Consider the following 21,386-nt stretch of genomic DNA (forward strand, 5'->3'; position numbering starts at 1 on the left):
CGGACGAATGTGAGCGCCCCCCTCATATGGGCAGCCCTATGAAGGCGCGCAGCTCTGCTTCGGCGGGCGGGTAGGGCGAACAGGTCTGAAGCTGTTTGCGCATGGCTTGATAGCTCTCTTGGGCCATCAATTCCTGAAGCTTGGCCTTATGTTGTGCGACGCACGCGTCATGTAGCTCGGCGATGCCGTCGAGGGCTTTGAGGCGCTCCATTTCGGCTTTGAGCGGCGCAGAATAGCGCAGGATGCTGTCGTCAAAATAGGCGTTGTCGTTGCGCTCGCGCCAGTAGGTGTCATCAAAGTCGCGGAACTCGCGGTTGACATCTCCCCGGTCATTTTTGACGAGATAGCTGTCAAGCGAGCGCAGCGCATAGTGATTGAGCGTGGCAAAGTCGCGCGCGCCCTTGGTGGGAAACTTGCGAATGCGGCGCTTGTTGGCGCGTTTGATAAACTGGATCGGAACAGGGCGACCCGAGCCATCGGTCCATTTGGGCTGTTTGCGCCTGGGGATATTCTCGTCATGGAAGGGGCGATGGGCGCCAAAGTAATTGAGCGGGAAATCGGCGCGCACGAGGGATTTGACCTCGATTGCCATCTCGTTGGTCCAGATGTCGGGGTTGTGACTGCGCAGGAACTGCTCGATCACGGGCCTGTCTTCATAGGCCTCAACCCCGTCATTGGCAAAGAACTGGAAGGTGAGCGAAATCACTTGCGGATTGCCGCAAGCCTCGATCAGGGCGGGGATCGTGTGATCTCCGACATGGATATTGAGAAACTCGTCAACATCCGCGACCCAGACCCAATCGGCCTCTCTGATCGCTGGCTTGCGCCGCGACTTCTTGAGCGCTTCCATCTGGTAGTTGCGCCCCTCGGCGGGGTTGGGGAGGTGATTGACGATGCCATGCTCTTCCAGCTTGGCGAGCAGGTGGTCTGTGCCGTCGGTGCAATCATTGTGATAAAACAGAAAATTCGTCACGCCGATGACGCGATTGAAGGCGATCCATTCCAGAAGGAAAGGGCCTTCGTTCTTGACGCAGGTGAGAGCTGTGATGCGCATTATTGGCACCAAACCGGTGATACACACCAAACTCGCAAGCCAGCTCGAAAGCCGGAAAAATATAACATGGGCTGCCCGCCTATTTGTGCCGCGCCTTTTGGCATTATGGCATCTGATTGTTTCTATAAACTATGTCATCTGACGCATTATCCGTCAATCTTTGGTCGGTTCATCAGATAAATATGTGTGATTTTAACAATATTGGAAACAATCAGGCCACACATAATGAATTTGATATGTGTCAAGTCGTGGGGGAGGGTCTTCTGATATTCCAATGGCGGAATGTAACAGGAGGAAACACCATGACACTGGACTGGAAGATTGGCGGCGTGCTGCTCGGGGGAGTCTTTTTCCTCGCCGTGCTGCTTGTGAAGCCGATTGGCGTGAGCACGCAATTTGTCATTTTGAATGGCATCATTGGCGACGTTGTGAACAGCGAGCTTGTGACCAAAACGGACGAGGGTTATACCTCAACCAACGCCTATCTGGCAAAATCGGGCGGCAAATATGCCAAATCCGTCGCCAATCCGCTGAACTATTCGTTTATTTTTGTTCTGGCGATGATGGCGGGGGCTTTTGCCTCCACGCAACTTCGCGGCGGACTTGAGAGCTCAGAGCGCAGCATCCCTGAAATCTGGCGCAACACCTATGGAAACAGTCAGGCAAAGCGCTACGCGGTGGCCTTTTTGGGCGGCTTCGTCGTTCTGTACGGCGCGCGCCTCGCGGGCGGCTGCACGTCTGGCCACATGATGAGCGGGATGATGCAGACGGCTGTGTCGGGCTATCTCTTTGCAGCGGGCGCTTTTGCGGCGGCTGTGCCTGTGGCGTTGATGATGTATCGGAAGGAGAGCTGAGATGGAAATTCTACTCGCAATTGTGATTGGCGCAGCTTTTGGCGCGGTGCTTGATCGGATCGGCGCAACCAACCCGACCTATATTGGCCGTATGCTGGCGCTGACGAACCTGAACCTGATGAAAACCATTCTTTTGGCGATTGGCACAGGCTCTGTCCTGATGTTTGGCGGCCAAATGATCGGGCTTGTGGATGTTGGGCATATGAGTGTGAAAGCGGCCTATGTCGGTGTGTTTATCGGCGGGCTGATGCTTGGCGCGGGGTGGGCGGCTTCGGGCTTTTGCCCGGGCACGGGCGTTTGCGCGGCGGCCTCGGGGCGCAAGGATGCGCTGTTTTTTATCGCTGGTGGCTTGCTTGGCGCCGCGGCCTATATGATCACCTATCCCGCCTGGAAAGCCAGCGGTCTGCTCGACGATGTCATGGGGGGCAAGACCACGCTTGGCGCGGTGCCTGGCGCAAAATTTGACGGGCTAACGGCCATGTCGGGCGATATCATCGGCATCCTGATGGGGTTGGCGTTTATCGTTGTCGCTTTCGTGTTGCCCGAGCGGATCGGCGGCGGCGGCGTGGCTGTGCCTGCGGAGTAAGGGTCGAAAGACCTATGTGTGAGCGGCCTGCGTTGAAAAGCGTGGGCCGTTTGCTTTTGGCGTGTAAAGATCGGGGCTCTGCCCCAGTTTCAAAAGCCAAGAGCTTTTGAAACATCCCCGGGATATTTCTAGCAAAAAGAAAGGTCAGCCGGGTTTGCGGGCGATGAAGTCAACCAGGGCGGAGCGGCCGGCGTGGCCTGTGCCTTCCTTGATCTCGGCCTCATAGGCGCGGCAGGTGAGGATGTCCCAGCCTGTGAAGGCGTCTCTGAGGAGCTCTTCTGTATACATATTTTCCGCAGAGGGCGGGCCGCCCGTCTTGAGAGCGATCTGTTCGGGGGTGTAGCCGTGTAAGAGCATAAGGCCGGCGGGCTTGACGGCGGTTTTCATACGCTCAAAGAGGGCCGCGCGCGCAGGCGGCCCCATGAACTGGATGAAGATTCCGAGAACCATGTCATAGGCCTGTGGGAACTCATAGGCGAGGACATCGACCTCGCGAAAGTCAACGGTCACGCCGCGCGCGGCGGCGAGGGCTTCGGCCTTGGCAATGGCCGAGGGGGCGTATTCAAGCGCTGTGACCGAAAGGCCTTTTTCGGCGAGAAAGACAGAGTTTCGGCCCTCGCCATCGGCCACGCTCAATGCGCTCTGACCTGCGCCGAGCAGCGCCTCATGGGCGTTCAGAAAGGCGGCGGGCTTTGTCCCGAAAACATAGTCAGGGGTGGCGTAGCGCTCTTCCCACATGAGAGGGTCCTTTCAAATGCAAAACGCCCCGCAGCTCAGGCGGGGCGTATCGTATTGGCTTTGGTGTTTGATCATTTGCTGGCGGTCGGGCCGATCAGCATCACCATTTGACGGCCTTCCATCTTGGGGAAGTTCTCGATCTTGCCAAGCTCAAGCGCAATCACGTCATCTGCGATCCGCTCCAGAAGCTCGCGGCCCAAGTTCTGGTGGGCCATCTCGCGGCCACGAAAGCGCAGCGTGACTTTGACTTTGTCGCCTTTTTCCAGAAATTTGACCACGTTGCGCATTTTGACGTCGTAGTCATGCGTGTCGGTGTTCGGGCGGAACTTGACCTCTTTGATCTCGATGATCTTCTGCTTTTTGCGGGCCTCGGCTTCGCGCTTCTGCTGTTCGTATTTATACTTGCCGAAATCCATGATTTTGCAAACCGGCGGGTTTGCATTGGGGGAGATCTCGACAAGGTCGAGTTCTGCCTCTTCGGCCATAATCATGGCTTGCGCGGGTGTCACGACACCTACGTTCTCGCCATCGGCGCCGATCAGACGGATTTCATTGCTTGTGATACGGTCATTGACGCGGGGGCCAGTGTCGCGCTGTGGAGGCGCGTTATGAGGTCTACGGGCTATGGTTTTGTTCCTTGTGTTGTTGACCTGTCTAGTCGATGGGCAAGGTAGAGCGCCCATGAGGCGGATTCAAGCGGCAATCGGCTGATTTGAGCTTATTCTGAGCGCTTTCCCCTTGTTGCTTCCGAAACTCTTCGTCATTTGGCAGATTGAGCGCGCGTCAGATGGATCTGGGCGCCCGAACCTAAGGGGAAAGAGTTATGAAGAATTTACTTTGGATCGTATTGGCGGCAATTGTTTTGGGCGTCGGCTACTATGTGTATTCGGGCCAGAGCGTGAGCGAAGCCGTTGAAAGCGTCACCGAGACGGTGACAGAGGTTGCGCCTGTTGAGGCCGTTACGGAAGCGGCCGAAGGCGTTGCGGAAGCCGTTGAGGGCGCTGTGGATGCGGCGACAGAAACAGCAACCGATGCGGCGGCAGCCGTGACGGAAACTGTTGAAGCGACAGCGGATGCCGCGACCGGCGCCGTTGACGCCACAACAGAGGCGGCGACGGAGGCGGCCAGTGCGGTCAGCGAAACTGTCAGCGAGGCGGCAGAGGCCACAACCGAGGCGGCCAGCGATGCGGCAACCGCTGTCACCGAGACAGCGACAGACGCCGTGGAGGCCACAACAGAGGCCGCGACAGACGCAGTGGCGGCCACAACAGAAGCGGCCAGTGACGCGGCAACGGCTGTCACCGAGACAGCAACGGACGCAGTGGAGGCCACAACAGAGGCCGTGACAGAAGCCACAACAGAGGCCACATCCGAAGCAAGCGCTGCGGTCGAGGCGACATCTGAAGCGGCGACAGATGGCATGGCAGGTCTTGGCGAATTGCTCACACCTGAGGGGTTCAATTTTGAAAAAGTCTCAGAGATGATCGACGGGTCAGACAAGATCAATGCGATGCAGAAAGGCCTTCTCAAGAAAGGCGTGGAAGCAGCGCAGAACAACCCTGACGCGCTGAAAGCGGTTCTTGAGCAAGTGAAAGCCGCAATGGGGATGTAAGCCCCGCGCAGTTGGCGACCAAAAAGAAAGCCCCGCTCGGTTGAGTGGGGCTTTTTTGATGGGCTGAACTGTCAGCTGGCTTCAGTCGAGAAACGCTTTTTCGACCACATAGGTCTTGGGATCAGAGTTCGCGCCTTCTTCAAGGCCGTAATCTTCCAGCATTTCTTTCAATTCAAGATTGAAGGCAAGATTGCCGCAGATCATGGCGCGGTCGTTTTGCGAGCAAATCGGCGCAACGCCAAGGTCTTTAAAGGCTTCGCCCGAGCGCATCAGATCGGTGATGCGGCCCATCTTGGGGCTGTCTTCGCGGGTTGTGGTGGGGTAATATTTGATTTTCTTCCAGAAGCCCTCACCGATCACTTCGTTGAGCAGCTCGTCTGTTTTGAGGCTTTCGATGATCTCGGCACCATAGGTCAGCTCGCCCGCTTCGCGGCAGGTGTGGGTGATGATGACCTCGTCATAATCGCCGTAGGTTTGCGGCTCGCGCAAGAGGCTTGCGAAGGGCGCAAAACCTGTGCCTGTGGCAAAAAACCAGATCCGCTTGCCAGGCAAGAGCGCGTCATGCACAAGCGTGCCCACGGGCTTGGGCCGCAGGATGACTTCATCCCCGACTTTGATATGCTGAAGACGCGAGGTGAGCGGGCCGTCCTGAACCTTGATCGAGTAAAACTCAAGCTCTTCGTCCCAGCTCGGAGAGGCAATCGAATAGGCGCGCAAAAGCGGCTTTTGCTTGCCTGTTTTTTCGTCAGGCGCGCCCATGAGGCCGATCATGACAAATTCACCCGAGCGAAAGCGCATTGAGGCGGGCCGTGTGCAACGGAAGCTGAACAGGCGGTCTGTATAGTGCTTGACTTGGGTGACGGTCTGCGCGTCGGGCAGGGTAGGCGTTTTGATCGGCTTGGCCTCGGTCATTCGGCTTATCTCGTTCATGATGTCTCTGATCGGCGGTTTAAACCGATATCCTCTAGTAAGCTTTGATCTATGTCAGGTGAAGGGCAAATCAGCCGCGCAGGCGGGTCTGATAGTCATGTGCCTGCCAATCGGCGCGAAAAAGCCAGCTGTCCTCTGGCTGGCGCTTGGCATCGGCCTCTGAGATTTCGACTTCGTCAAAGCCTGCCCGCCGCGCCATAGCGTATTGATCGGCGATGAGTTGGCCCGCCGCGCGCAGGCGGCCGCGATAGCCCATCAGGCGCAGCTGGCGTGCAAGGCCAAAGCCGCGCCCGTCGGCAAAGCTTGCAAAAGCAATGCGGATGAGGCGTAAAGACGGCAGGCGCGCGGCGATCTCCTCAAGCGTGGCATCGGACGGCAGATCAAGGCCTGCGCCGTTTTCGCCTGCGATTTCGCGGGGGTTGTCTGTAAAGCCGTGCGGCCAGTCTTCGGGCGCAAAGCCACTGTCGCGAATAAGGGTCATGGGGTGTCTCCTTGGAGCGTGGGGGAGGGCAGGTGAATGCCGCATTCTGTTTTGGCGCGGTCTTGCCAGCGGCCCGCGCGGCCCGCGGCAGGGCTTGTGCAGGGCGCGCAGCCGAGGGAGCCATAGCCTTTTGCCGTCAAGGGGTGGCGCGGCAGATCATGGGCATCAAAATAGGAGGCGATTTGTTTGGGCGACCAGTTCGCCAGCGGGTTCAGCTTTATACGGCCTGTGCCGTGCTCGGCCTCAAAGAGCTCAAGCGTGCTGCGCGCCCCGCCTTGGAAGTGTTTGCGCCCCGAGGTCCAAGCGGCATAGGGCGCAAGGGCCGCCTGCAACGGCGCGGTTTTGCGCAGGGCGCAGCAGGCCTCAGGATCAGAGCGGTGAAGGCTGTCTGTCGGGTCTGTGAGCGAGGTGTCGGCCCGAAGAGTCTGCACATTGCCAAGCTGAAAGCGCGCGGCAAGCTCGGCCTGATAGGCCAATGTCTCGGGAAAGAGCAGCTCTGTATCAATAAATAGAATAGGGGCCTTGGGCGCGATCTTGGACAGCATATGCAAAAGCACAGCCGCCTCGCCGCCAAAGGAGGACACAAGCGCTGCGCGCCCCAGTAAACCATTTGCAAAGACTTCTTTGAGAAGCGATGCCGCAGGCAAGCCTGCAAAACGCAGGTTGAGCTGCTCGGCCTTGGCGGCAAGGTTACTCTGCAGCATGGACCAGCTCCTTAGCCTTGGCGTCAGGCTCATACAGAGCCGCTTTGAACGGGGCTAAACCAAGGCGGCGAAACGCCTCAAGAAAGCTCTCTGCGCGGCTTTCGCGCAGGGCCAGATAACAGCGCAGGATACGCTCGATGGCAGGGACGATCTCCTCATAGCTAAAGCCCGGCCCCGTGCGGCTGCCAAGCGCAAGATCTGTCCCGTGATCGCCGCCAAGGGTGATCTGGTAGCTTTCAACGCCCGCACGGTCGAGGCCCAAGATTCCGATATGGCCGACATGATGATGTCCGCAGGCATTGATGCAGCCCGAAATTTTGAGCTTCAACGGCCCGATGTCATGCTCAAGCTTAAGGGCGTCAAAGTGCTGCGCCAGCTCTTGGGCGACGGGGATGGAGCGCGCCGTGGCGAGGGCGCAATAGTCCATGCCGGGACAGGCGATAATATCGCTGAGGAGGCCGATATTGGCTGTGGCAAGGCCCTGCGCTTTCAACGCGGCATGAAGCGCGGGCAAATCGGCGCGCGCGACATGGGGCAGGATCACGTTTTGCTCGTGAGAGATGCGCAAGGCGTCATAGCCAAAGCGCGCGGCAAGGTCGGCCAGAAGGCGCATTTGTGTCGCGCTGGCGTCGCCGGGCGTCTCGCCGTGGGCTTTGAGCGAGACGGTCACGATGGCATGATCGGCGCGCTTGTGGCGCGCAAGGTTGGTATCGGCCCAAGCGCGAAATATGGGATCAGCGGCATAAGCCACCTCATAAGGCGCAAGCGGCGCTGCGCGAAAAGCGGGCGGGGCAAACTGCGCGCGGATATCGGCCAGAAGCGCCTGATCAATGCCGCTGAACGTGGGGCGGATCAGCGCAAAGCGCTCCTCCACACGGCGTGCTATCTCTTCCAGCCCGTGTTCATGCACAGTGATCTTGATGCGTGCTTTATATTTGTTGTCGCGCCGCCCCAAACTGTTCCAGACCGAGACCACGGCCTCAAGATAGGGCAGAAGATCAGCTTCGGGGAGGAAGTCCTTGATAATCTTGCCAATCATCGGCGTGCGCCCGAGGCCGCCACCGACCAAAACTTGATAGCCAAGCGCGCCGTCACGGGCCACAATCCGTAGCCCTATGTCGTGCGCGGCGGTCACCGCGCGGTCCTCTGGACTGCCTGTCACTGCGACTTTGAATTTGCGCGGCAGGAACTGAAACTCGGGGTGGTCGGTGCTCCATTGGCGGATCAGCTCGGCAATGGGGCGCGGATCGGCCAGCTCGTCGGCGGCCGCACCTGCGAAGTGGTCAGCGGTGACATTTCGGATGGTGTTGCCTGAGGTCTGGATCGCGTGCAGACCGACGCGGGCGAGATCATCGAGCATATCTGGAATATCGCCAAGCTTGGGCCAGTTATACTGGATATTCTGACGGGTGGTGAAATGGCCATAGCCTTTGTCATAGGTCTCGGCCAGATCCGCAAGCGCGCGCATCTGGGCGCTGCCCAGCGTGCCATAAGGGATCGCCACGCGCAGCATATAGGCGTGGAGTTGGAGATAGACGCCGTTCATCAAGCGCAACGGCTTGAATTCTTCCTCCGTCAGTTCGCCCGAGATGCGCCGCGCAACTTGTGCGCGAAACTGCGCGTTGCGTGTGGCGAGAAAGGCTCTGTCAAAGTCGCTGTAGTGATACATCTCAATAACCTTCTGCTTGTTTGCCGTGAAAGCGGTTGGAGGGGCCGCGCGTGCGAAAGGCCTCGCGAAAATGCACAGGGGATGGCGCTCCGTCTGTGAGACTCACGGGCATGAGATATGCGCCGACAACCTCGGCAGGGTTTACCGAGAAGAGCCGCTCCTCGGCGACGGCCTCATCGGTGAAGACTTCGGCCTCGGCCATGGTTCTGGCCCAATGGCCATGAGCGGTTAGGTAAACCACATCGCCCTCAAGGAGCGCATTGGCTGTGATCAGGCTCGGCGTCATTGTGCGACCTCCTGTTTGAGGGTGGGGGGCGCAGCATCGCGCGGCGCGAGGCCCAGCAGCGTGAGCGCAGGGCCAGTGAGCGCGGCCTCTGCCAAGGCGCTCGGCAATTGGCCAAGCGTTGTGGCAATGATACGCTGGTTGGGCAGGCTTGCGTTTTCGACAAGGCTGACAGGGGTGTTGGCCGTGGCCCCGTGCATCAGCAAACGGCCCTGAAGAAAGCGCGCGGCGCGCTTGCCCATATAGATGGCGGCGACTTCGCCTGTGCGCGCGAGGCTTTTCCAGTCCTGATCGGCATAGCCCTGCATATCATGACCCGTCACTAGCCGCGCCTCGGTGTTGCGGCCCCGTTTGGTGAGGCTCTGGCTGAGGGCGGCAGCGGCGGCGGAGGCCGCTGTGATCCCCGGAATAATGCTGAAGGCAATGTCACGTGCCTCAAGGGCCTCGATCTCTTCGTCCAGACGCGCAAAAACCGCAGGATCGCCGCCCTTGAGGCGCAGAACCTGCGCGCCCGCGGCGGCGTGCTCTACAATAAGCGCGTTGATATCGGCCTGCGTCATGGCCGCGCCAAAGCCTTCCTTGCCCGCGTTGAGCATCAGCGCCTCACGGCGCGCCAGCTCCAGAATGGCAGGAGAAACGAGGCGGTCATAGATCACCACATCCGCCTCATGGAGCGCGTGGCGCGCCTTGAGCGTCAGAAGCTCAGGATCGCCCGGGCCTGCGCCGGCAAAGATCACATGGCCCTCGGCGGGGCCTTTTGCGAGGTGCTGCGCCAGCAGGCTGTCCAGCGCGGCTTTGGTCGCCGCTTCGCCCTTGGCAATACTGGCGGGGCCAGTCTCGGAGTAATAGTCAGACCAGAACGCGCGGCGCGCGCGCCCCATGGGCAGAGCTTCGGCCGCGCGACGAAAGGCCTTGCCGATCCGCGCCAGCGCGCCAAGCGAGGCGGGCAGGCGGGCCTCAAGATCAGCCTTGATCTGGCGTGCGAGCACAGGGGCGGCCCCTTCCGTGCCGATGGCAATGGTCACGGGGTCGCGATCGACTATGGCGGGGGTGATGAAATCGCTTCCCTCAAGGCTGTCGACGATATTGAGCAAGACACGCGCGCTTCGGGCGAGCGTTGCGGTCTGGAGATCTTGGTCTTTGTCCTCATCGGCGGCATAGACGAGGGCGGCCCCTGCGACATCCTCGGCTTGCAGGCGGCGACGATAGAGCGTGAGCGCGCCCGCCTCGGCCCATGCGATAATGTCGGGCGCCGCCTCGGGGGCGAACACCGACAGGTCAGCCTCTGTTTTCAAGAGCAGGCGCAGCTTGGCGAGCGCCGCCTCGCCGCCGCCAGAAAGCACAATGCGCGCAGCGCGGGTGTTGAGAAAAACGGGGTAGTGTTGCATGGCGTTTGTCCTTAACGTTCTGCTTGAATATAGAAAATTGTTCCAATATGACGCTAGTGGCTGCGGCGAATAAGGACATATGTTTCAATTCGCGCGGCACGCATGATGAGCGTTTGGATATGAGAAGGAAGCGGGAATGTCTGTTCGTCTGGATGAGCTGGATCGGAAAATTCTGGCGGAGCTGCAACGCGACGGGGCGCAGTCTCTGGACGAGATTGCCACCCAAGTGGGCAGCTCGAAAACCCCTGTGTGGAACCGGATTCGCAAGATGAAAGAGAGCGGTGTGATCCGCCAGCAGACGGTGCTTCTGGATGCGGAGGCGCTTGGGCTTGAGGCCTGTTTCTTTGTGCTCATTCGCACTAGCGAGCATGAGAAACACTGGCAGGATGCCTTTTTGCGGGCGCTGCACGAACGGCCCGAAGTGATGGAAGCGCATCGTTTGGCGGGGGATATCGACTATATCCTGAAAGTGCGGGTGGCCAATGCACGGGCCTATGATGTGTTTTATCAGGCGCTGATTTCGGAAGTAAAAATTCACAATGTGACGGCGCTTTTGTCGATGGAAGAGATCAAGCACACGACGATGTTGCCGCTCTGATCGGGCTGGACTTTCAGGCTTGCGCCGACTGCGTCGTCGCTTGAGCGAGAGGGGCTTTGCCCCCCTCGCGCTCCCCCCAGGATATTTTCAGAAAGAAAAAGACAAAGATGCTGTTTGGTCGGGGGGCGGTGGGGCCTGCGAGAGGCTTTGCAAGGCGCGCTGCGAAGGCTATGCAGGGCCTATGAGGCAAAGCATTCTGATCAGGTTGGGACTATGGGGCGCGTTTTTGGCGCTGGTGCTGGCTGTGAGTTTTGGCGTGTATCGCTACGGGCTCGGGCAAGCGATGGAGCAACTGAAGGCTCGCGGACAGGCTGACCTTGCCTTGGCGGGAGACCGCTTTGCCACCCGTTTGCAACGCTATCAGGAACTGGCCGTCATGATGGCCGATCATCCGAGCCTTGGGGCCTTGACGGGGCAGGGTCTTGGAGAGGCGCAGCGGCGCGAGGCGGCTGAAGATTTTTTGCGCAGTGCGGCGGATAAGACGGGCGCGCTGGCGCTGGCCTATGTCAGCCGCGACGGTGCCGTTTTGGCCGAAGCGGGCGAGGCTTTGGGCGCTGAGGCGCTGACGGGGCCGTGGCGCGCCCGCGCGGTGCAGGGTGCGCTTGGCACAGGGCATGGCATCGTTCAGGGCCAGACGGGTCCTCGGCGGGCATATTTTTATGCTGCCCCTGATTTTGGCCGTGATGGTCGCGTGCGGGCGGTCTTGCTTGTTGTGGTGGATATCGACGAGCTGGAATATGGCTGGCGCTCAAGTTCGCCAGCTGTGTATTTTACCAATAAAGACGATCAGGTCTTTATGGCCAACCGCTCCGAACTTGTGTTTGCAAAGGTGCGGGCAGAAGACGCGGGGCTTGTGCTGCTGGACGGGGCGGAGGGGCGCATTGTGCAACGCTTGCAGGGCGGCGAGGAAATCTGGGAGCTGGCGCTTGGGCCATACATCCCCCGCCGGGCGCTGCATCTGACCAAGGAACTGCCTGTGATGGCGATGCGCGCGGAGGCGCTTGTTGATGTTGCGCCTGCCGAGCGGCTGGCCGGGTTGCAGGCCTTGGTTGTGGCGGCGGTTCTGGTGGCCTTCGGGGCGATCCTGTTTCTGGTCACGGAGCGGCGGCGCACGCTTGTCTCGGCCAATCGCCAGCTTGAAGCGCGGGTTGAGGCGCGCACGGGCGAGCTGCGCCGCGCGCAGGCCGAGCTTGTGCAGGCGGGCAAGCTCAGCGCCTTGGGCCAGATGAGCGCAGGGATCAGCCACGAGCTGAACCAGCCGTTGATGGCGATCGGGCAGTTTGCCGAAAACGGCGTGCGCTTCTTGGCGCAGGGCAAAAGCGGGGTCGCCGAGGACAATCTCAGGCGCATCTCGGCGCTCAGCACGCGGGCGGCGCGCATTATCAAGAACCTCAGGGCTTTTGCGCGCAATGAAAGCGAGCCGATGGGGCGAATCGAGTTGGGCGCTGTGATCGGTGCGGCGGTGGAGCTGAGCGAGACGCGCCTCAAAGAGGCGGGGGTTGTGATGGACTGGCGCGCGCCTGACGGGCCGCTCTATGTCAAGGCGGGCGAAGTGCGGCTGGGGCAGGTCTTTGTCAATCTGATCGCCAATGCTGCGGATGCCATGCAGGGGCAGGCAGGGGAGAAGACCATCCATATCACCACGCAGGCGTCGGAGCGGCTGATCGTTGAGGTGCGCGACACGGGGCCCGGGATCAGCGACCCCGAGAAGATATTCGAGCCGTTTTACTCGACCAAGGCGGTGGGCAGCGCCGAGGGGATGGGGCTTGGCCTGTCGATCTCTTACGGGTTGATCGAAAGCTTTGGCGGCAAGATCACAGGGCGCAATGCGGCTCTGGACGACGGGTCGGGAGGCGCGGTCTTTACGGTCGAGCTTGAACGCTGGAGTGAGGACAACGCAGCATGAGAGAGATCATGAGTAAGACCGTTCTGGTTGTGGATGATGACCGCGCGGTGCGGGAGGCGCTGGCGCAGACGCTGGAGCTTGAAGGGCTGTCTGTGGTGCTTGCGGGCTCGTTTATCGAGGCCAAAGACCACATCAGCGCGGCGTTTGAGGGGGCTGTGCTGTCGGATATGCGGATGCCGGGGCGGGACGGATTTCATGTGTTGGCCCATGTCCGCGGGCTTGACCCTGAGCTGCCGGTGATTTTGCTCACCGGCGAGGGCGATATCTCTATGGCGGTCAAGGCGATGGGCGAGGGGGCGTTTGACTTCCTTGAAAAACCCTGTGCCCCTCAGGCTTTGCTTCCCGTGTTGCGCCGTGCGCTTGGCACCCGTGCACTTGTGCTTGAAAACCGCGCGTTGCGGGCCGAGGCTTTGGCGGGTGATGCGGCGGCTCGTATGATTTACGGCAGCTCTCAACAGGCGGAAGAGATGCGCAGCAGGGTGCGCCAACTGGCGCAGCTTGATGTGGAGGCACTGGTGACAGGGCCGCGCGGAGCCGGGATCGCGAAGGTCGCCGAGGTGGTTCACTTGAGTTCGCGCCGTCGGGGCGGGCCTTTTGTGCGCCGGCAGTCGTCTGCGCTGGATGGGGCGGGGTTTGTGGCCGCGCTTGAGGATGGCGCGAGCGGCACGCTGTTTCTGGACGAGATCGACAGCTTGCCTGCCAGTTTGCAATACGAGCTGGTCGAGCGGCTCGATGCGGGGCAGGCCACGCGGCTGATTGCGGGCTGCACAAGTGATTTGCAGGCAGCTGTCGAGGCGGGGCGCTTTAATGCTGAGCTTTATTACCGTCTGGAAGGGATGCGTTTGCGCGTTCCTGCTCTAAGTGAGCGGCCAGAGGACATCCCTGTGATTTTCCAACATTATGTGCGCCAAGCCGCCGAGCAGGCGGGACTTGTCAGCCCTGAAATTCCGCCTCAGACCCTGTCGGGGCTGATGGCACAAGAGTGGCCGGGCAACACCCGCTCGCTGATGAGCGCGGCGATGCGTTTTGTTCTGGGTATGGCGGATACTGTCGGGAGCGCGGGGGATCTCGGCTTGGCTGAGCAAATGGCGCGTGTCGAGCGCTCGCTTCTGATTGCGGCTTTGGGGCGCCAAAACGGCAAGGCCAGTGCCGCTGCTGAAGCGCTCAAACTGCCGCGTAAGACGTTTTATGACAAGCTTGCGCGCTTTAACATCAAGCCAGAAGATTACCGCCGCTAGGGCACGCGGCTGAGGCGGGGGCAGGAGCGGGGCTCTGCCCCGCACCCCGGGATATTTGTGGAAAGAGGAAGCGGAGATTTGTGCGGAATTTCGCACGGCTATAGGGGAAGTGTGTGCGGAATTTCGCACAATGGCGATGGTCTGCCGCAGTAATCCTCTGAAAATATTTAATAAAATCTCGATCTTGCGTGAGGGCGGGGCAGGCGCAAAGACTTGCGCATCCGCCTGTATAGGAGTGCAGGCGAAGTGATTCTGAACTCTGGGAGGAGATATCTATGAAATTTATCGCAACAACTCTGACGGCTTTGTCGCTGACAGTCTCGGCGGGCGCGGTTTCAGCGGCCTGTGATGACGGCGAAATGGTTATAAAATTCAGCCATGTGACCAACACAGACAAACACCCGAAGGGCATTGCCGCCTCGCTTTTGCAAGAGCGCGTCAACACCGAGATGAACGGTAAGGCCTGTATGGAGGTTTTCCCGAACTCGACACTCTATGATGACGACCAGGTTCTGGAAGCCATGCTGCAGGGCGACGTTCAGATGGCGGCACCGAGCCTGTCAAAATTTGAACAGTTCACCAAGCAATTCCGCATCTTTGACTTGCCGTTCATGTTCAAGAACATCGACGCTGTGGATGCGTTCCAAAGCTCGGACACGGGCCAGGCGATGAAAGCCTCGATGACCCGCCGTGGTCTTTTGGGTCTTGAGTTCTGGCACAATGGTATGAAGCAGATGTCGGCCAACAAGCCGCTCAACCTGCCAACAGACGCTGCTGGCCTCAAGTTCCGCGTGCAGCCATCAGACGTGATCAAGGCGCAGATGGAAGCGATTGGCGTCAGCCCCCAGCCTATGGCCTTCTCTGAAGTATACGGCGCGCTACAAACCGGCGTTGTGGACGGACAAGAAAACACATGGTCCAATATCTACGGCCAGAAGTTCTTTGAAGTTCAGGACGGTATCACAGAAACCAACCACGGCATCATCGACTATATGGTCGTTGTTGGCACCGACTGGTGGGACAGCCTTGATGCGGACACACGAGATCAGCTCGCAACGATCCTCAACGAAGTCAGCGCCGAGCGCAACGCTGCGGTTGGCAAGGTCGACTCAGCGGCGCGTCAGGCCATTCTGGACGCAGGCACAACAATCCGCGAGCTTGACGCGGCAAGCCGTCAGGCTTGGGTGGATGCAATGATGCCGGTTTGGGGCCAGTTCAAAGACGATGTCGGCCAAGAGAACATCGACGCGGCCCAAGCGATCAACGCGAACTTCTAAGCGTCGCATTTGACCGAAAGACGCAGGCCTGGCCCAACAGACGGCTGGGCCTGCGCGCACCTCTTTCCTCTATCATAGGAGCGAATGACTATGGCTCATGGCTATAAGGCAAAGGGACCTGTGGGTCGTTTCGTCAACGAATTGGAAGAAACCGTCATCGCCTTTATTCTCGGCATGATGACGCTTCTGACCTTCATCAACGTTGTTCTGCGCTACCTCTTCAACACCAGCATGATCTGGGTTCTGGAGACGGTGACATTTCTGTTTGCGTGGCTCGTGCTCTTTGGGGTGTCTTACGCCATCAAAACCACCTCGAACCTTGGTGTAGATACGCTGATCAACCTCTTTTCCGAACGCGTGCGCAAAGTCTTGGCGTTGGTCGTCGGAGCGATTTGCATTGGCTACGCTTTCTTGCTCCTCAAGGGCGCTTGGGATTACTGGGCGAACTTCGCCAACCTACCGCAAACGACAGGGCGCTGGTTCCCGACGGGGTTTGAAGAAATGCGCCCAACCTCCTATCGCGCTTGGTATGGGGTCGAAGACATCCCGCTGCCCGAGATCCTGCGGTTTCTGGAGCCTTTGATGAACGAGGGCGAAGAATATGAAAAACTACCGCGCTTCATTCCTTATGTGATCCTGCCGATTGGCATGGCGCTGATGTTGTTCCGCTTTATTCAGGCGACAGTGCGGGTGTGGACGGGCGAGGCCAAGAGCCTGATTGTGAGCCATGAGGCCGAGGACGCCGTCGAAGACGCGCGCCGCGCCCACGGGCAGGGGGACTGATTTATGGAAGTTGCAATTCTTTTTGGCCTGATTATCGGCCTGATGCTGATCGGTGTGCCGATTGCCGTTTCGCTGGGCATCAGCTCGGTGATTTTCCTTCTGGCGCTGAGTGACACATCGCTCGCCTCTGTGGCGCAGTCGCTGTTTCAGGCCATGGCAGGGCACTATACGCTGCTTGCGATCCCGTTCTTCATTCTGGCGTCTTCGTTTATGTCGACAGGTGGTGTGGCCAAGCGGATCATCCGTTTCTCTATCGCCTGTGTGGGGCATTTGCGCGGCGGTCTTGCGATTGCGGGCGTTTTTGCCTGTATGATGTTTGCCGCGCTCTCTGGCTCTTCGCCTGCGACGGTTGTCGCCATCGGCACAATCGTCATCGCAGCCATGCGTGAAGCGGGCTACACCAAGGACTTTGCCGCAGGGGTTATTGCAAATGCGGGCACGCTTGGCATTCTCATTCCGCCCTCGATTGTGATGGTGGTCTATGCCTCGGCGACGGATGTCTCGGTGGGCCGAATGTTCCTTGCTGGTGTTATTCCGGGGATCATGGCGGGGCTTATGCTCATGATCACGATCTATATCATGGCGCGCATCCGCAATATGCCCAAGGGGGAATGGCTCGGCTGGGGCGAAGTGGCCCGCAGCTTTGGCGACGCCTTCTGGGGCTTGCTGCTGATCATCATCATTATGGTCGGCATCTATGGTGTTCCGGGCCTGACAGGGGCGATCTTTACCCCCACAGAGGCGGCGGCGGTCGCGGCGGTCTATTCCTTTATCGCGGCGGTGTTTATCTACCGCGACATCGGCCCGCTTGCGGGCAAGGACGGCCATCGCAATCTGACGCTTCTGGAGAAGCCCAAGGCGCTTGTCACGGCCTTCTTTCATATTGATACGCGCAACACGCTTCTGGACGCAGGCAAGCTCACGATCACGCTGATGTTTATCATCGCCAATGCGCTGATCCTCAAGCACGTGCTGACCGACGAGCAAATTCCGCAGAAAATCGCCTCGGCGATGCTGGATGCGGGCCTCGGGCCGATCATGTTCCTTGTGATCGTCAACGTGATCCTGCTCATTGGCGGCCAGTTCATGGAGCCGTCAGGCCTGCTGATCATTGTGGCACCACTGGTCTTCCCGATTGCCATTGAACTGGGGATCGACCCGATTCACCTCGGGATCATCATGGTTGTGAACATGGAGATCGGGATGATCACACCACCGGTGGGGCTAAACCTCTTTGTCACCTCAGGCGTGGCAGGGATGTCCATGATGCGGGTCGTGAAAGCGGCGCTTCCGTTCACGGGCGTTCTCTTCATCTTCCTGATCATGGTCACTTACATCCCGGCGATTTCGACATGGCTGCCGACGCTCCTCATGGGGCCGGAGATCATCACAAAGTAGCGGGGCTTTGAGCCTGAGACAGAGAAAAGGCGGCGCTTGTCATGAGCGCCGCCTTTTGCTGTTGGATCATTTGAACAAGTGCCAGGTTTAAACGGCTTCCAGTGCTTTGATAATCGGGGAGAAGGCCTCTGCGGTCAGCGAAGCACCGCCCACAAGCGCGCCGTCGACATTGGGCACAGTGAAAATATCGGCGGCATTCTCTGGCTTGACCGAGCCGCCATAGAGAATGCGCACCGAGCGGCCCACGCCCGCGCCAAAACGGCGTTCAAGGCGGGCGCGAATAAAGTCATGCACCTCGCCGATCTGGGCCAATGTGGGCACAAGCCCTGTGCCAATCGCCCAGATCGGCTCATAGGCCACGACAAGGTTTTCGCCCGTGGCATTGTCCGGGATCGAGCCTGCGAGCTGTCCGCCGATGATATCAAGCGTGTTCTGCGCCTCGCGCTCTTCAGCGCTTTCGCCCATGCACACAATCGCCATCAAGCCCTCGGCCTGCGCGGCGCGGGCCTTGGCACGCACCATATCCGAAGTTTCGCTATGATCTGCACGGCGCTCGGAATGCCCGACAATCACGGCATGGCCACCCGCGTCCCTGATCTGTGCGGCCGAAATATCGCCCGTATGTGCGCCCGAGGCCAGCATATGGCAATCTTGTGCGCCAATTTTGAGCGGCGCATAGGCGGTTGCGGCCTGAAGCAATGTGGCGGGCGGGCAAATCAGGATATCAACAGCGCTCTGGGCGTGGGCGGCGGCCAATGTGCCGAGTTCGGCAAGACTCGCCTGCGTGCCGTTCATCTTCCAGTTTCCTGCTGCCAGTTTACGCCGCATCTTTTGCTCCTTGCTGATTTGGAAAAGACCTAACAGCTTGACCGCGCGGGGCCAATATAGAACTCGCGCGGTTGCGCCGCGCCAGAAGATGGGTAGAAAGGCGCAAACGTCATGAGGAGCCTAGATATGATTGACCAGATCGATTTCGCCGCGCTGGACGCGCGTGACCCCGAGGCCCTCGCCAAACTGCGCCGCGGGGTGCTTGAGACGGGTTTTCTCAAAGTCAGCAACACACCGATTTCCAAAGATAAAGTGGACGCGCTGATCAAAGCCTATGCTGCTTTTTTTGCAGGATCGACGGCGGAGAAATCTGAGGTGGATATGGCGCGGACAGGCTCCAACCGTGGCTGGGGCGCAAGCGGGTCAGAGCAGGTCGATCCGATGGCCAACCCCGATTATAAAGAGGTGTTTGATTGCGGCTTTGAGCTGGCCAAAGACGATCCGCTGCGCGCAGAAGGGCTGCTTGTCTATGGCGACAATCAATGGCCCCGCGCGCCTGCGGGCTTTGAGGCAACGGTTCGGGCGTATTACGGCGCGGCGATGACACTCTGCCGCGCGCTTCTGGGCTATATTGCCGAAGCCGCAGGGCGGGAGGCCACCTATTTTGACAGCCGTTTCACACGCCCCATGGCGCTGTTGCGCAGCAATTACTACCCCGCACGCCCCGATTGGGCGGGGGACAAGGACTTCGGGATTGCGGCCCACACCGATTATGGCTGTCTCACGCTGCTCACAGGCGATGGCACCGCAGGGCTGGAAGTCTTGGGCGCGGACGGCCTCTGGCACGCGGTGGATGTGGCGCCGGGGGTGTTTGTGATCAACTTTGGCGAAATGCTGGAGATGTGGACGGGCGGGCGCGTGAAGGCGACGCTGCACCGCGTGGTCGGGACGGGGGAGGCGCGGATTTCTGTGCCGATGTTTTTCAACCCGAATCATGACACCGATGTGAGCGCCGAAGGGGCCGCGCCGATTTCGGCGGGGGCCTACCTCAAGCGGCGCTATGACGAGACCTATGTGCATTTGCAAGGCAAGGGTGCGTAAGATCATTTCGAATTTTGGCTGCGCCAAAATCCGACCGAAGGGGGGGGCCAGTCCCCCCCCAGATCATAAGCCTAGGGGCTTATGCCCCCCCTGGGATATTTGTGGAAAGAAAAAGGCAGGCTGGCCTAGAGGCTGCGGGCGAGGAGCCAGTGATAGAGGATCTGACCGCTCACAAGGCAAGTGCAGGCGATGATCAGGCCAAGGGCATTGGGCGCAAGGACCAGAAACGGCAGCAGGATGACTGTGGCGAGGGCCGGCATAAACGCCAGCGCAAGGGGACGCGGGGCATAAAGGCCGGCACTGCCGAAGAGGTCAAATTGCATGGGCAGTCGGCTGTGACCTTGAGCTTGCGTGTTGATGCGCCAGGCGAGAGAGCACATGATGCCAAGGGTGAGCAGGCAGAGGAGCGCAAGCAAGTGTTCAGCTTTTGCCCAGATCGGCGGCGAGCGCCTCTACATCTTTGAATTTGATCGACTCGCCACAGCCGCAGGCGTCTTCGACGTTCGGGTTCTTGAACTTGAATCCAGCTTCCAGAAGCGAGACTTCATAGTCGATCTCTGTGCCAAAGAGGAACATCTGCGCCATCGGGGCAATCAGGATGCGGGCGCCATTGTCTTCGACAACTTCGTCATGTTCGGTCAGCTCGTCGACATAATCCATCGTATATTCCATGCCCGCGCAGCCGCCTTTTTTGACACCAATCCGCAGCCCCTTGTGACCCTTGGCCTCCATCAGCTTGCGGATCTGGGCGGCGGCGGCCTCTGTCATTGTGACCGCTTGTTTGCCTGGAATTCCGAACATGAGATATATCTCCTAAGCGATTGGCTAAATTACATAAAGCCGAGTTCTAAGCGGGCTTCGTCGGACATCATATCCATGCCCCATGGGGGCGACCAGACCAGCTCGACATCAACTTGCTTGACGCCTTCGAGCGGCTCGATGGCTTCGGCCACCCAGCCCGGCATTTCGCCAGCCACAGGGCAGCCAGGGGCCGTCAGGCTCATCAAAACACGCACTTCGCCCTGATCGTTGATCTCGATCGTGTAGATCAGGCCGAGGTCATAGATATTCACTGGAATTTCAGGGTCATAGACCGAGCGGCAGGCCTCTACGATATTTTCATAAAGCGGGTGGCCCGTATCGGACGGGGCAATCAGCGGTGTGCCTTCGATGGGGTCGATCATTTCAGTCATAGGGGCGTCCTTTAGTTCCTGACTGATTATATAGGGAAAGGCACGCACGGCGTAAAGGCGCGCGTGCCCTGTTTTTTATCTCAGGTGTCAGCTCAGGCAATCCGCAGCTCAGGTTTGGCCGATGTGGCCTCGTTGCCTTGTGCACGGCTCAGGGCGGGGGCGTCAGCGCCGAGCAGGCCAAGCGCCTCTTTGGTGCTGATCGCGGTGCAGAACTCGCCGTGCATCGCCGCCACCGCGATATCATGAACAAGCTCGGGCGCGTGATCGATCCCCTTGCGGTCAACCCTGTTGCAGGTCGCGCAGGCGTCTTCAACGAGGTAAACATCATAGCCCATATTGCCCGCCATGCGCACCGTGGTTTCGACGCAGAAGTTGGTGAAATAGCCCGCCACAACAAGGCGGCGGATGCCCGCGCGGCGCAGCTCGATCTCAAGGTTTGTGCCGATAAAGCCCGAGTTCACATCTTTTTCGACGAGAATATCTCCAGCGGCAATCTCAAGCCCGTCAAGCTGCGCGCCCGTGGGCAGGGAAAACTTCAGCGGGCTGTCAGGCTCCTTGCTGTCATGGCGCGTGAAGCCCACTTGGCGGCCCTCGGCGCGAAAGCCCGTGAGCAGGGCGCGCAAATTGTCTTCGCAGGCGGGGTTGTTCATCCGCCCTGTCGGGCCGCCCCAATGAGAATAAACATGAACGCCTTTTTGCACATCAATCAAAAGCAAGGCCGTATCGGCAGCAAATTGAGCAATCATCCTGTCTCTCCTTGTTTCATTTGGAAAAAGGCTAGCCCGTGATTTTGCCCCCCGCAACGCTGTTTGCGCCCAATCTGTC

24 protein-coding genes are annotated in these 21,386 nt (G+C 59.4%); 10 read left to right on the plus strand and 14 right to left on the minus strand.

Going from position 1 to position 21,386, the window contains the following annotated elements; all coding sequences use genetic code 11:
- Positions 1 to 22: 22 nt before the first annotated feature.
- Positions 23 to 1,054: a glycosyltransferase family 2 protein gene (locus ACTF58_RS03350; protein WP_438990550.1), complete on the minus strand. Its 1,032-nt coding sequence runs from the start codon at positions 1,052 to 1,054 to the stop codon at positions 23 to 25.
- Between the two features lie 302 nt (positions 1,055 to 1,356).
- Here ACTF58_RS03350 and ACTF58_RS03355 point away from each other — a divergent pair, with 302 nt between their 5' ends.
- Positions 1,357 to 1,908 carry a YeeE/YedE thiosulfate transporter family protein gene (locus ACTF58_RS03355; protein ID WP_438990551.1) on the plus strand — a complete coding sequence of 184 codons (552 nt, stop codon included), beginning with the start codon at positions 1,357 to 1,359 and terminating at the stop codon, positions 1,906 to 1,908.
- Between the two features lies 1 nt (position 1,909).
- Positions 1,910 to 2,494, plus strand: a complete 585-nt coding sequence (locus ACTF58_RS03360; protein WP_438990552.1) for a YeeE/YedE thiosulfate transporter family protein — start codon at positions 1,910 to 1,912, stop codon at positions 2,492 to 2,494.
- A gap of 144 nt (positions 2,495 to 2,638) precedes the next feature.
- Here ACTF58_RS03360 and ACTF58_RS03365 read toward each other — a convergent pair whose 3' ends face one another.
- Together ACTF58_RS03365 and infC are read right to left on the minus strand one after the other, a co-directional pair.
- The gene (locus tag ACTF58_RS03365) at positions 2,639 to 3,232 is read right to left on the minus strand and encodes an SAM-dependent methyltransferase (protein WP_438990553.1); all 594 of its coding nucleotides are present in this window, start codon (positions 3,230 to 3,232) and stop codon (positions 2,639 to 2,641) included.
- A gap of 71 nt (positions 3,233 to 3,303) precedes the next feature.
- Positions 3,304 to 3,915, minus strand: coding sequence for a translation initiation factor IF-3 (gene infC / locus ACTF58_RS03370; RefSeq protein ID WP_438990554.1), 612 nt, complete (start codon positions 3,913 to 3,915; stop codon positions 3,304 to 3,306).
- A gap of 140 nt (positions 3,916 to 4,055) precedes the next feature.
- Here infC and ACTF58_RS03375 point away from each other — a divergent pair, with 140 nt between their 5' ends.
- The gene (locus ACTF58_RS03375; RefSeq protein ID WP_438990555.1) at positions 4,056 to 4,844 is read left to right on the plus strand and encodes a translation initiation factor 3; all 789 of its coding nucleotides are present in this window, start codon (positions 4,056 to 4,058) and stop codon (positions 4,842 to 4,844) included.
- A gap of 81 nt (positions 4,845 to 4,925) precedes the next feature.
- Here the strand turns inward: ACTF58_RS03375 and ACTF58_RS03380 are convergent, their stop codons facing one another.
- The 6 genes from ACTF58_RS03380 to cysG all read right to left on the minus strand — a co-directional run bounded on the left by ACTF58_RS03380 (position 4,926) and on the right by cysG (position 10,299).
- Entirely contained in the window at positions 4,926 to 5,774 is an 849-nt protein-coding gene (locus ACTF58_RS03380) for a ferredoxin--NADP reductase (protein ID WP_438990556.1), read from the minus strand.
- A 70-nt stretch (positions 5,775 to 5,844) separates the two neighbouring features.
- Positions 5,845 to 6,255: a DUF934 domain-containing protein gene (locus ACTF58_RS03385; RefSeq protein ID WP_438990557.1), complete on the minus strand. Its 411-nt coding sequence runs from the start codon at positions 6,253 to 6,255 to the stop codon at positions 5,845 to 5,847.
- Positions 6,252 to 6,959, minus strand: coding sequence for a phosphoadenylyl-sulfate reductase (locus ACTF58_RS03390; protein WP_438990558.1), 708 nt, complete (start codon positions 6,957 to 6,959; stop codon positions 6,252 to 6,254). The genes ACTF58_RS03385 and ACTF58_RS03390 overlap by 4 nt, the downstream gene beginning before the upstream one ends.
- A complete protein-coding gene (locus ACTF58_RS03395) occupies positions 6,946 to 8,628 on the minus strand; it encodes a nitrite/sulfite reductase (RefSeq protein ID WP_438990559.1) in 1,683 nt (560 codons plus the stop codon). The genes ACTF58_RS03390 and ACTF58_RS03395 overlap by 14 nt, the downstream gene beginning before the upstream one ends.
- 1 nt (position 8,629) lies before the next feature.
- Complete coding sequence (locus tag ACTF58_RS03400; RefSeq protein WP_438990560.1) at positions 8,630 to 8,914, minus strand: DUF2849 domain-containing protein; 285 nt, start codon at positions 8,912 to 8,914, stop codon at positions 8,630 to 8,632.
- The gene (gene cysG / locus ACTF58_RS03405; RefSeq protein WP_438990561.1) at positions 8,911 to 10,299 is read right to left on the minus strand and encodes a siroheme synthase CysG; all 1,389 of its coding nucleotides are present in this window, start codon (positions 10,297 to 10,299) and stop codon (positions 8,911 to 8,913) included. The genes ACTF58_RS03400 and cysG overlap by 4 nt, the downstream gene beginning before the upstream one ends.
- Before the next feature lie 136 nt (positions 10,300 to 10,435).
- Here cysG and ACTF58_RS03410 point away from each other — a divergent pair, with 136 nt between their 5' ends.
- From ACTF58_RS03410 to ACTF58_RS03435, 6 genes are all read left to right on the plus strand, one after another.
- Positions 10,436 to 10,897 carry an Lrp/AsnC family transcriptional regulator gene (locus tag ACTF58_RS03410; protein ID WP_422147813.1) on the plus strand — a complete coding sequence of 154 codons (462 nt, stop codon included), beginning with the start codon at positions 10,436 to 10,438 and terminating at the stop codon, positions 10,895 to 10,897.
- Between the two features lie 181 nt (positions 10,898 to 11,078).
- Positions 11,079 to 12,803: a sensor histidine kinase gene (locus ACTF58_RS03415; RefSeq protein WP_438990562.1), complete on the plus strand. Its 1,725-nt coding sequence runs from the start codon at positions 11,079 to 11,081 to the stop codon at positions 12,801 to 12,803.
- Between the two features lie 8 nt (positions 12,804 to 12,811).
- Entirely contained in the window at positions 12,812 to 14,041 is a 1,230-nt protein-coding gene (locus ACTF58_RS03420; protein WP_438990563.1) for a sigma-54-dependent transcriptional regulator, read from the plus strand.
- Positions 14,042 to 14,316: 275 nt separating this feature from the next.
- The gene (locus ACTF58_RS03425; protein ID WP_438990564.1) at positions 14,317 to 15,318 is read left to right on the plus strand and encodes a DctP family TRAP transporter solute-binding subunit; all 1,002 of its coding nucleotides are present in this window, start codon (positions 14,317 to 14,319) and stop codon (positions 15,316 to 15,318) included.
- A gap of 90 nt (positions 15,319 to 15,408) precedes the next feature.
- Positions 15,409 to 16,101, plus strand: coding sequence for a TRAP transporter small permease (locus ACTF58_RS03430; protein WP_438990565.1), 693 nt, complete (start codon positions 15,409 to 15,411; stop codon positions 16,099 to 16,101).
- A gap of 3 nt (positions 16,102 to 16,104) precedes the next feature.
- A complete protein-coding gene (locus tag ACTF58_RS03435) occupies positions 16,105 to 17,499 on the plus strand; it encodes a TRAP transporter large permease (RefSeq protein ID WP_438990566.1) in 1,395 nt (464 codons plus the stop codon).
- An 87-nt stretch (positions 17,500 to 17,586) separates the two neighbouring features.
- Here the strand turns inward: ACTF58_RS03435 and tpiA are convergent, their stop codons facing one another.
- On the minus strand, positions 17,587 to 18,327 hold the full coding sequence (gene tpiA / locus ACTF58_RS03440; RefSeq protein WP_438990567.1) for a triose-phosphate isomerase: 741 nt from the start codon (positions 18,325 to 18,327) through the stop codon (positions 17,587 to 17,589).
- A gap of 126 nt (positions 18,328 to 18,453) precedes the next feature.
- On the opposite strand from tpiA, the gene ACTF58_RS03445 reads away from it, so the two are divergent.
- Positions 18,454 to 19,368, plus strand: a complete 915-nt coding sequence (locus ACTF58_RS03445) for an isopenicillin N synthase family dioxygenase (RefSeq protein WP_438990568.1) — start codon at positions 18,454 to 18,456, stop codon at positions 19,366 to 19,368.
- A 125-nt stretch (positions 19,369 to 19,493) separates the two neighbouring features.
- On the opposite strand, the gene ACTF58_RS03450 is transcribed toward ACTF58_RS03445, so the two are convergent.
- The 4 genes from ACTF58_RS03450 to ACTF58_RS03465 all read right to left on the minus strand — a co-directional run bounded on the left by ACTF58_RS03450 (position 19,494) and on the right by ACTF58_RS03465 (position 21,307).
- Positions 19,494 to 19,691 carry a hypothetical protein gene (locus ACTF58_RS03450; RefSeq protein WP_438990569.1) on the minus strand — a complete coding sequence of 66 codons (198 nt, stop codon included), beginning with the start codon at positions 19,689 to 19,691 and terminating at the stop codon, positions 19,494 to 19,496.
- A gap of 97 nt (positions 19,692 to 19,788) precedes the next feature.
- Complete coding sequence (locus tag ACTF58_RS03455) at positions 19,789 to 20,169, minus strand: HesB/IscA family protein (RefSeq protein WP_438990570.1); 381 nt, start codon at positions 20,167 to 20,169, stop codon at positions 19,789 to 19,791.
- Positions 20,170 to 20,198: 29 nt separating this feature from the next.
- On the minus strand, positions 20,199 to 20,561 hold the full coding sequence (locus ACTF58_RS03460; RefSeq protein WP_089891621.1) for an SUF system Fe-S cluster assembly protein: 363 nt from the start codon (positions 20,559 to 20,561) through the stop codon (positions 20,199 to 20,201).
- 92 nt (positions 20,562 to 20,653) lie between these two features.
- A complete protein-coding gene (locus ACTF58_RS03465; protein ID WP_438990571.1) occupies positions 20,654 to 21,307 on the minus strand; it encodes an isochorismatase family protein in 654 nt (217 codons plus the stop codon).
- Between the last annotated feature and the right edge of the window lie 79 nt (positions 21,308 to 21,386).

Source organism: Lentibacter sp., assembly GCF_965657785.1.
In the GTDB taxonomy this organism is placed as follows: domain Bacteria; phylum Pseudomonadota; class Alphaproteobacteria; order Rhodobacterales; family Rhodobacteraceae; genus Lentibacter.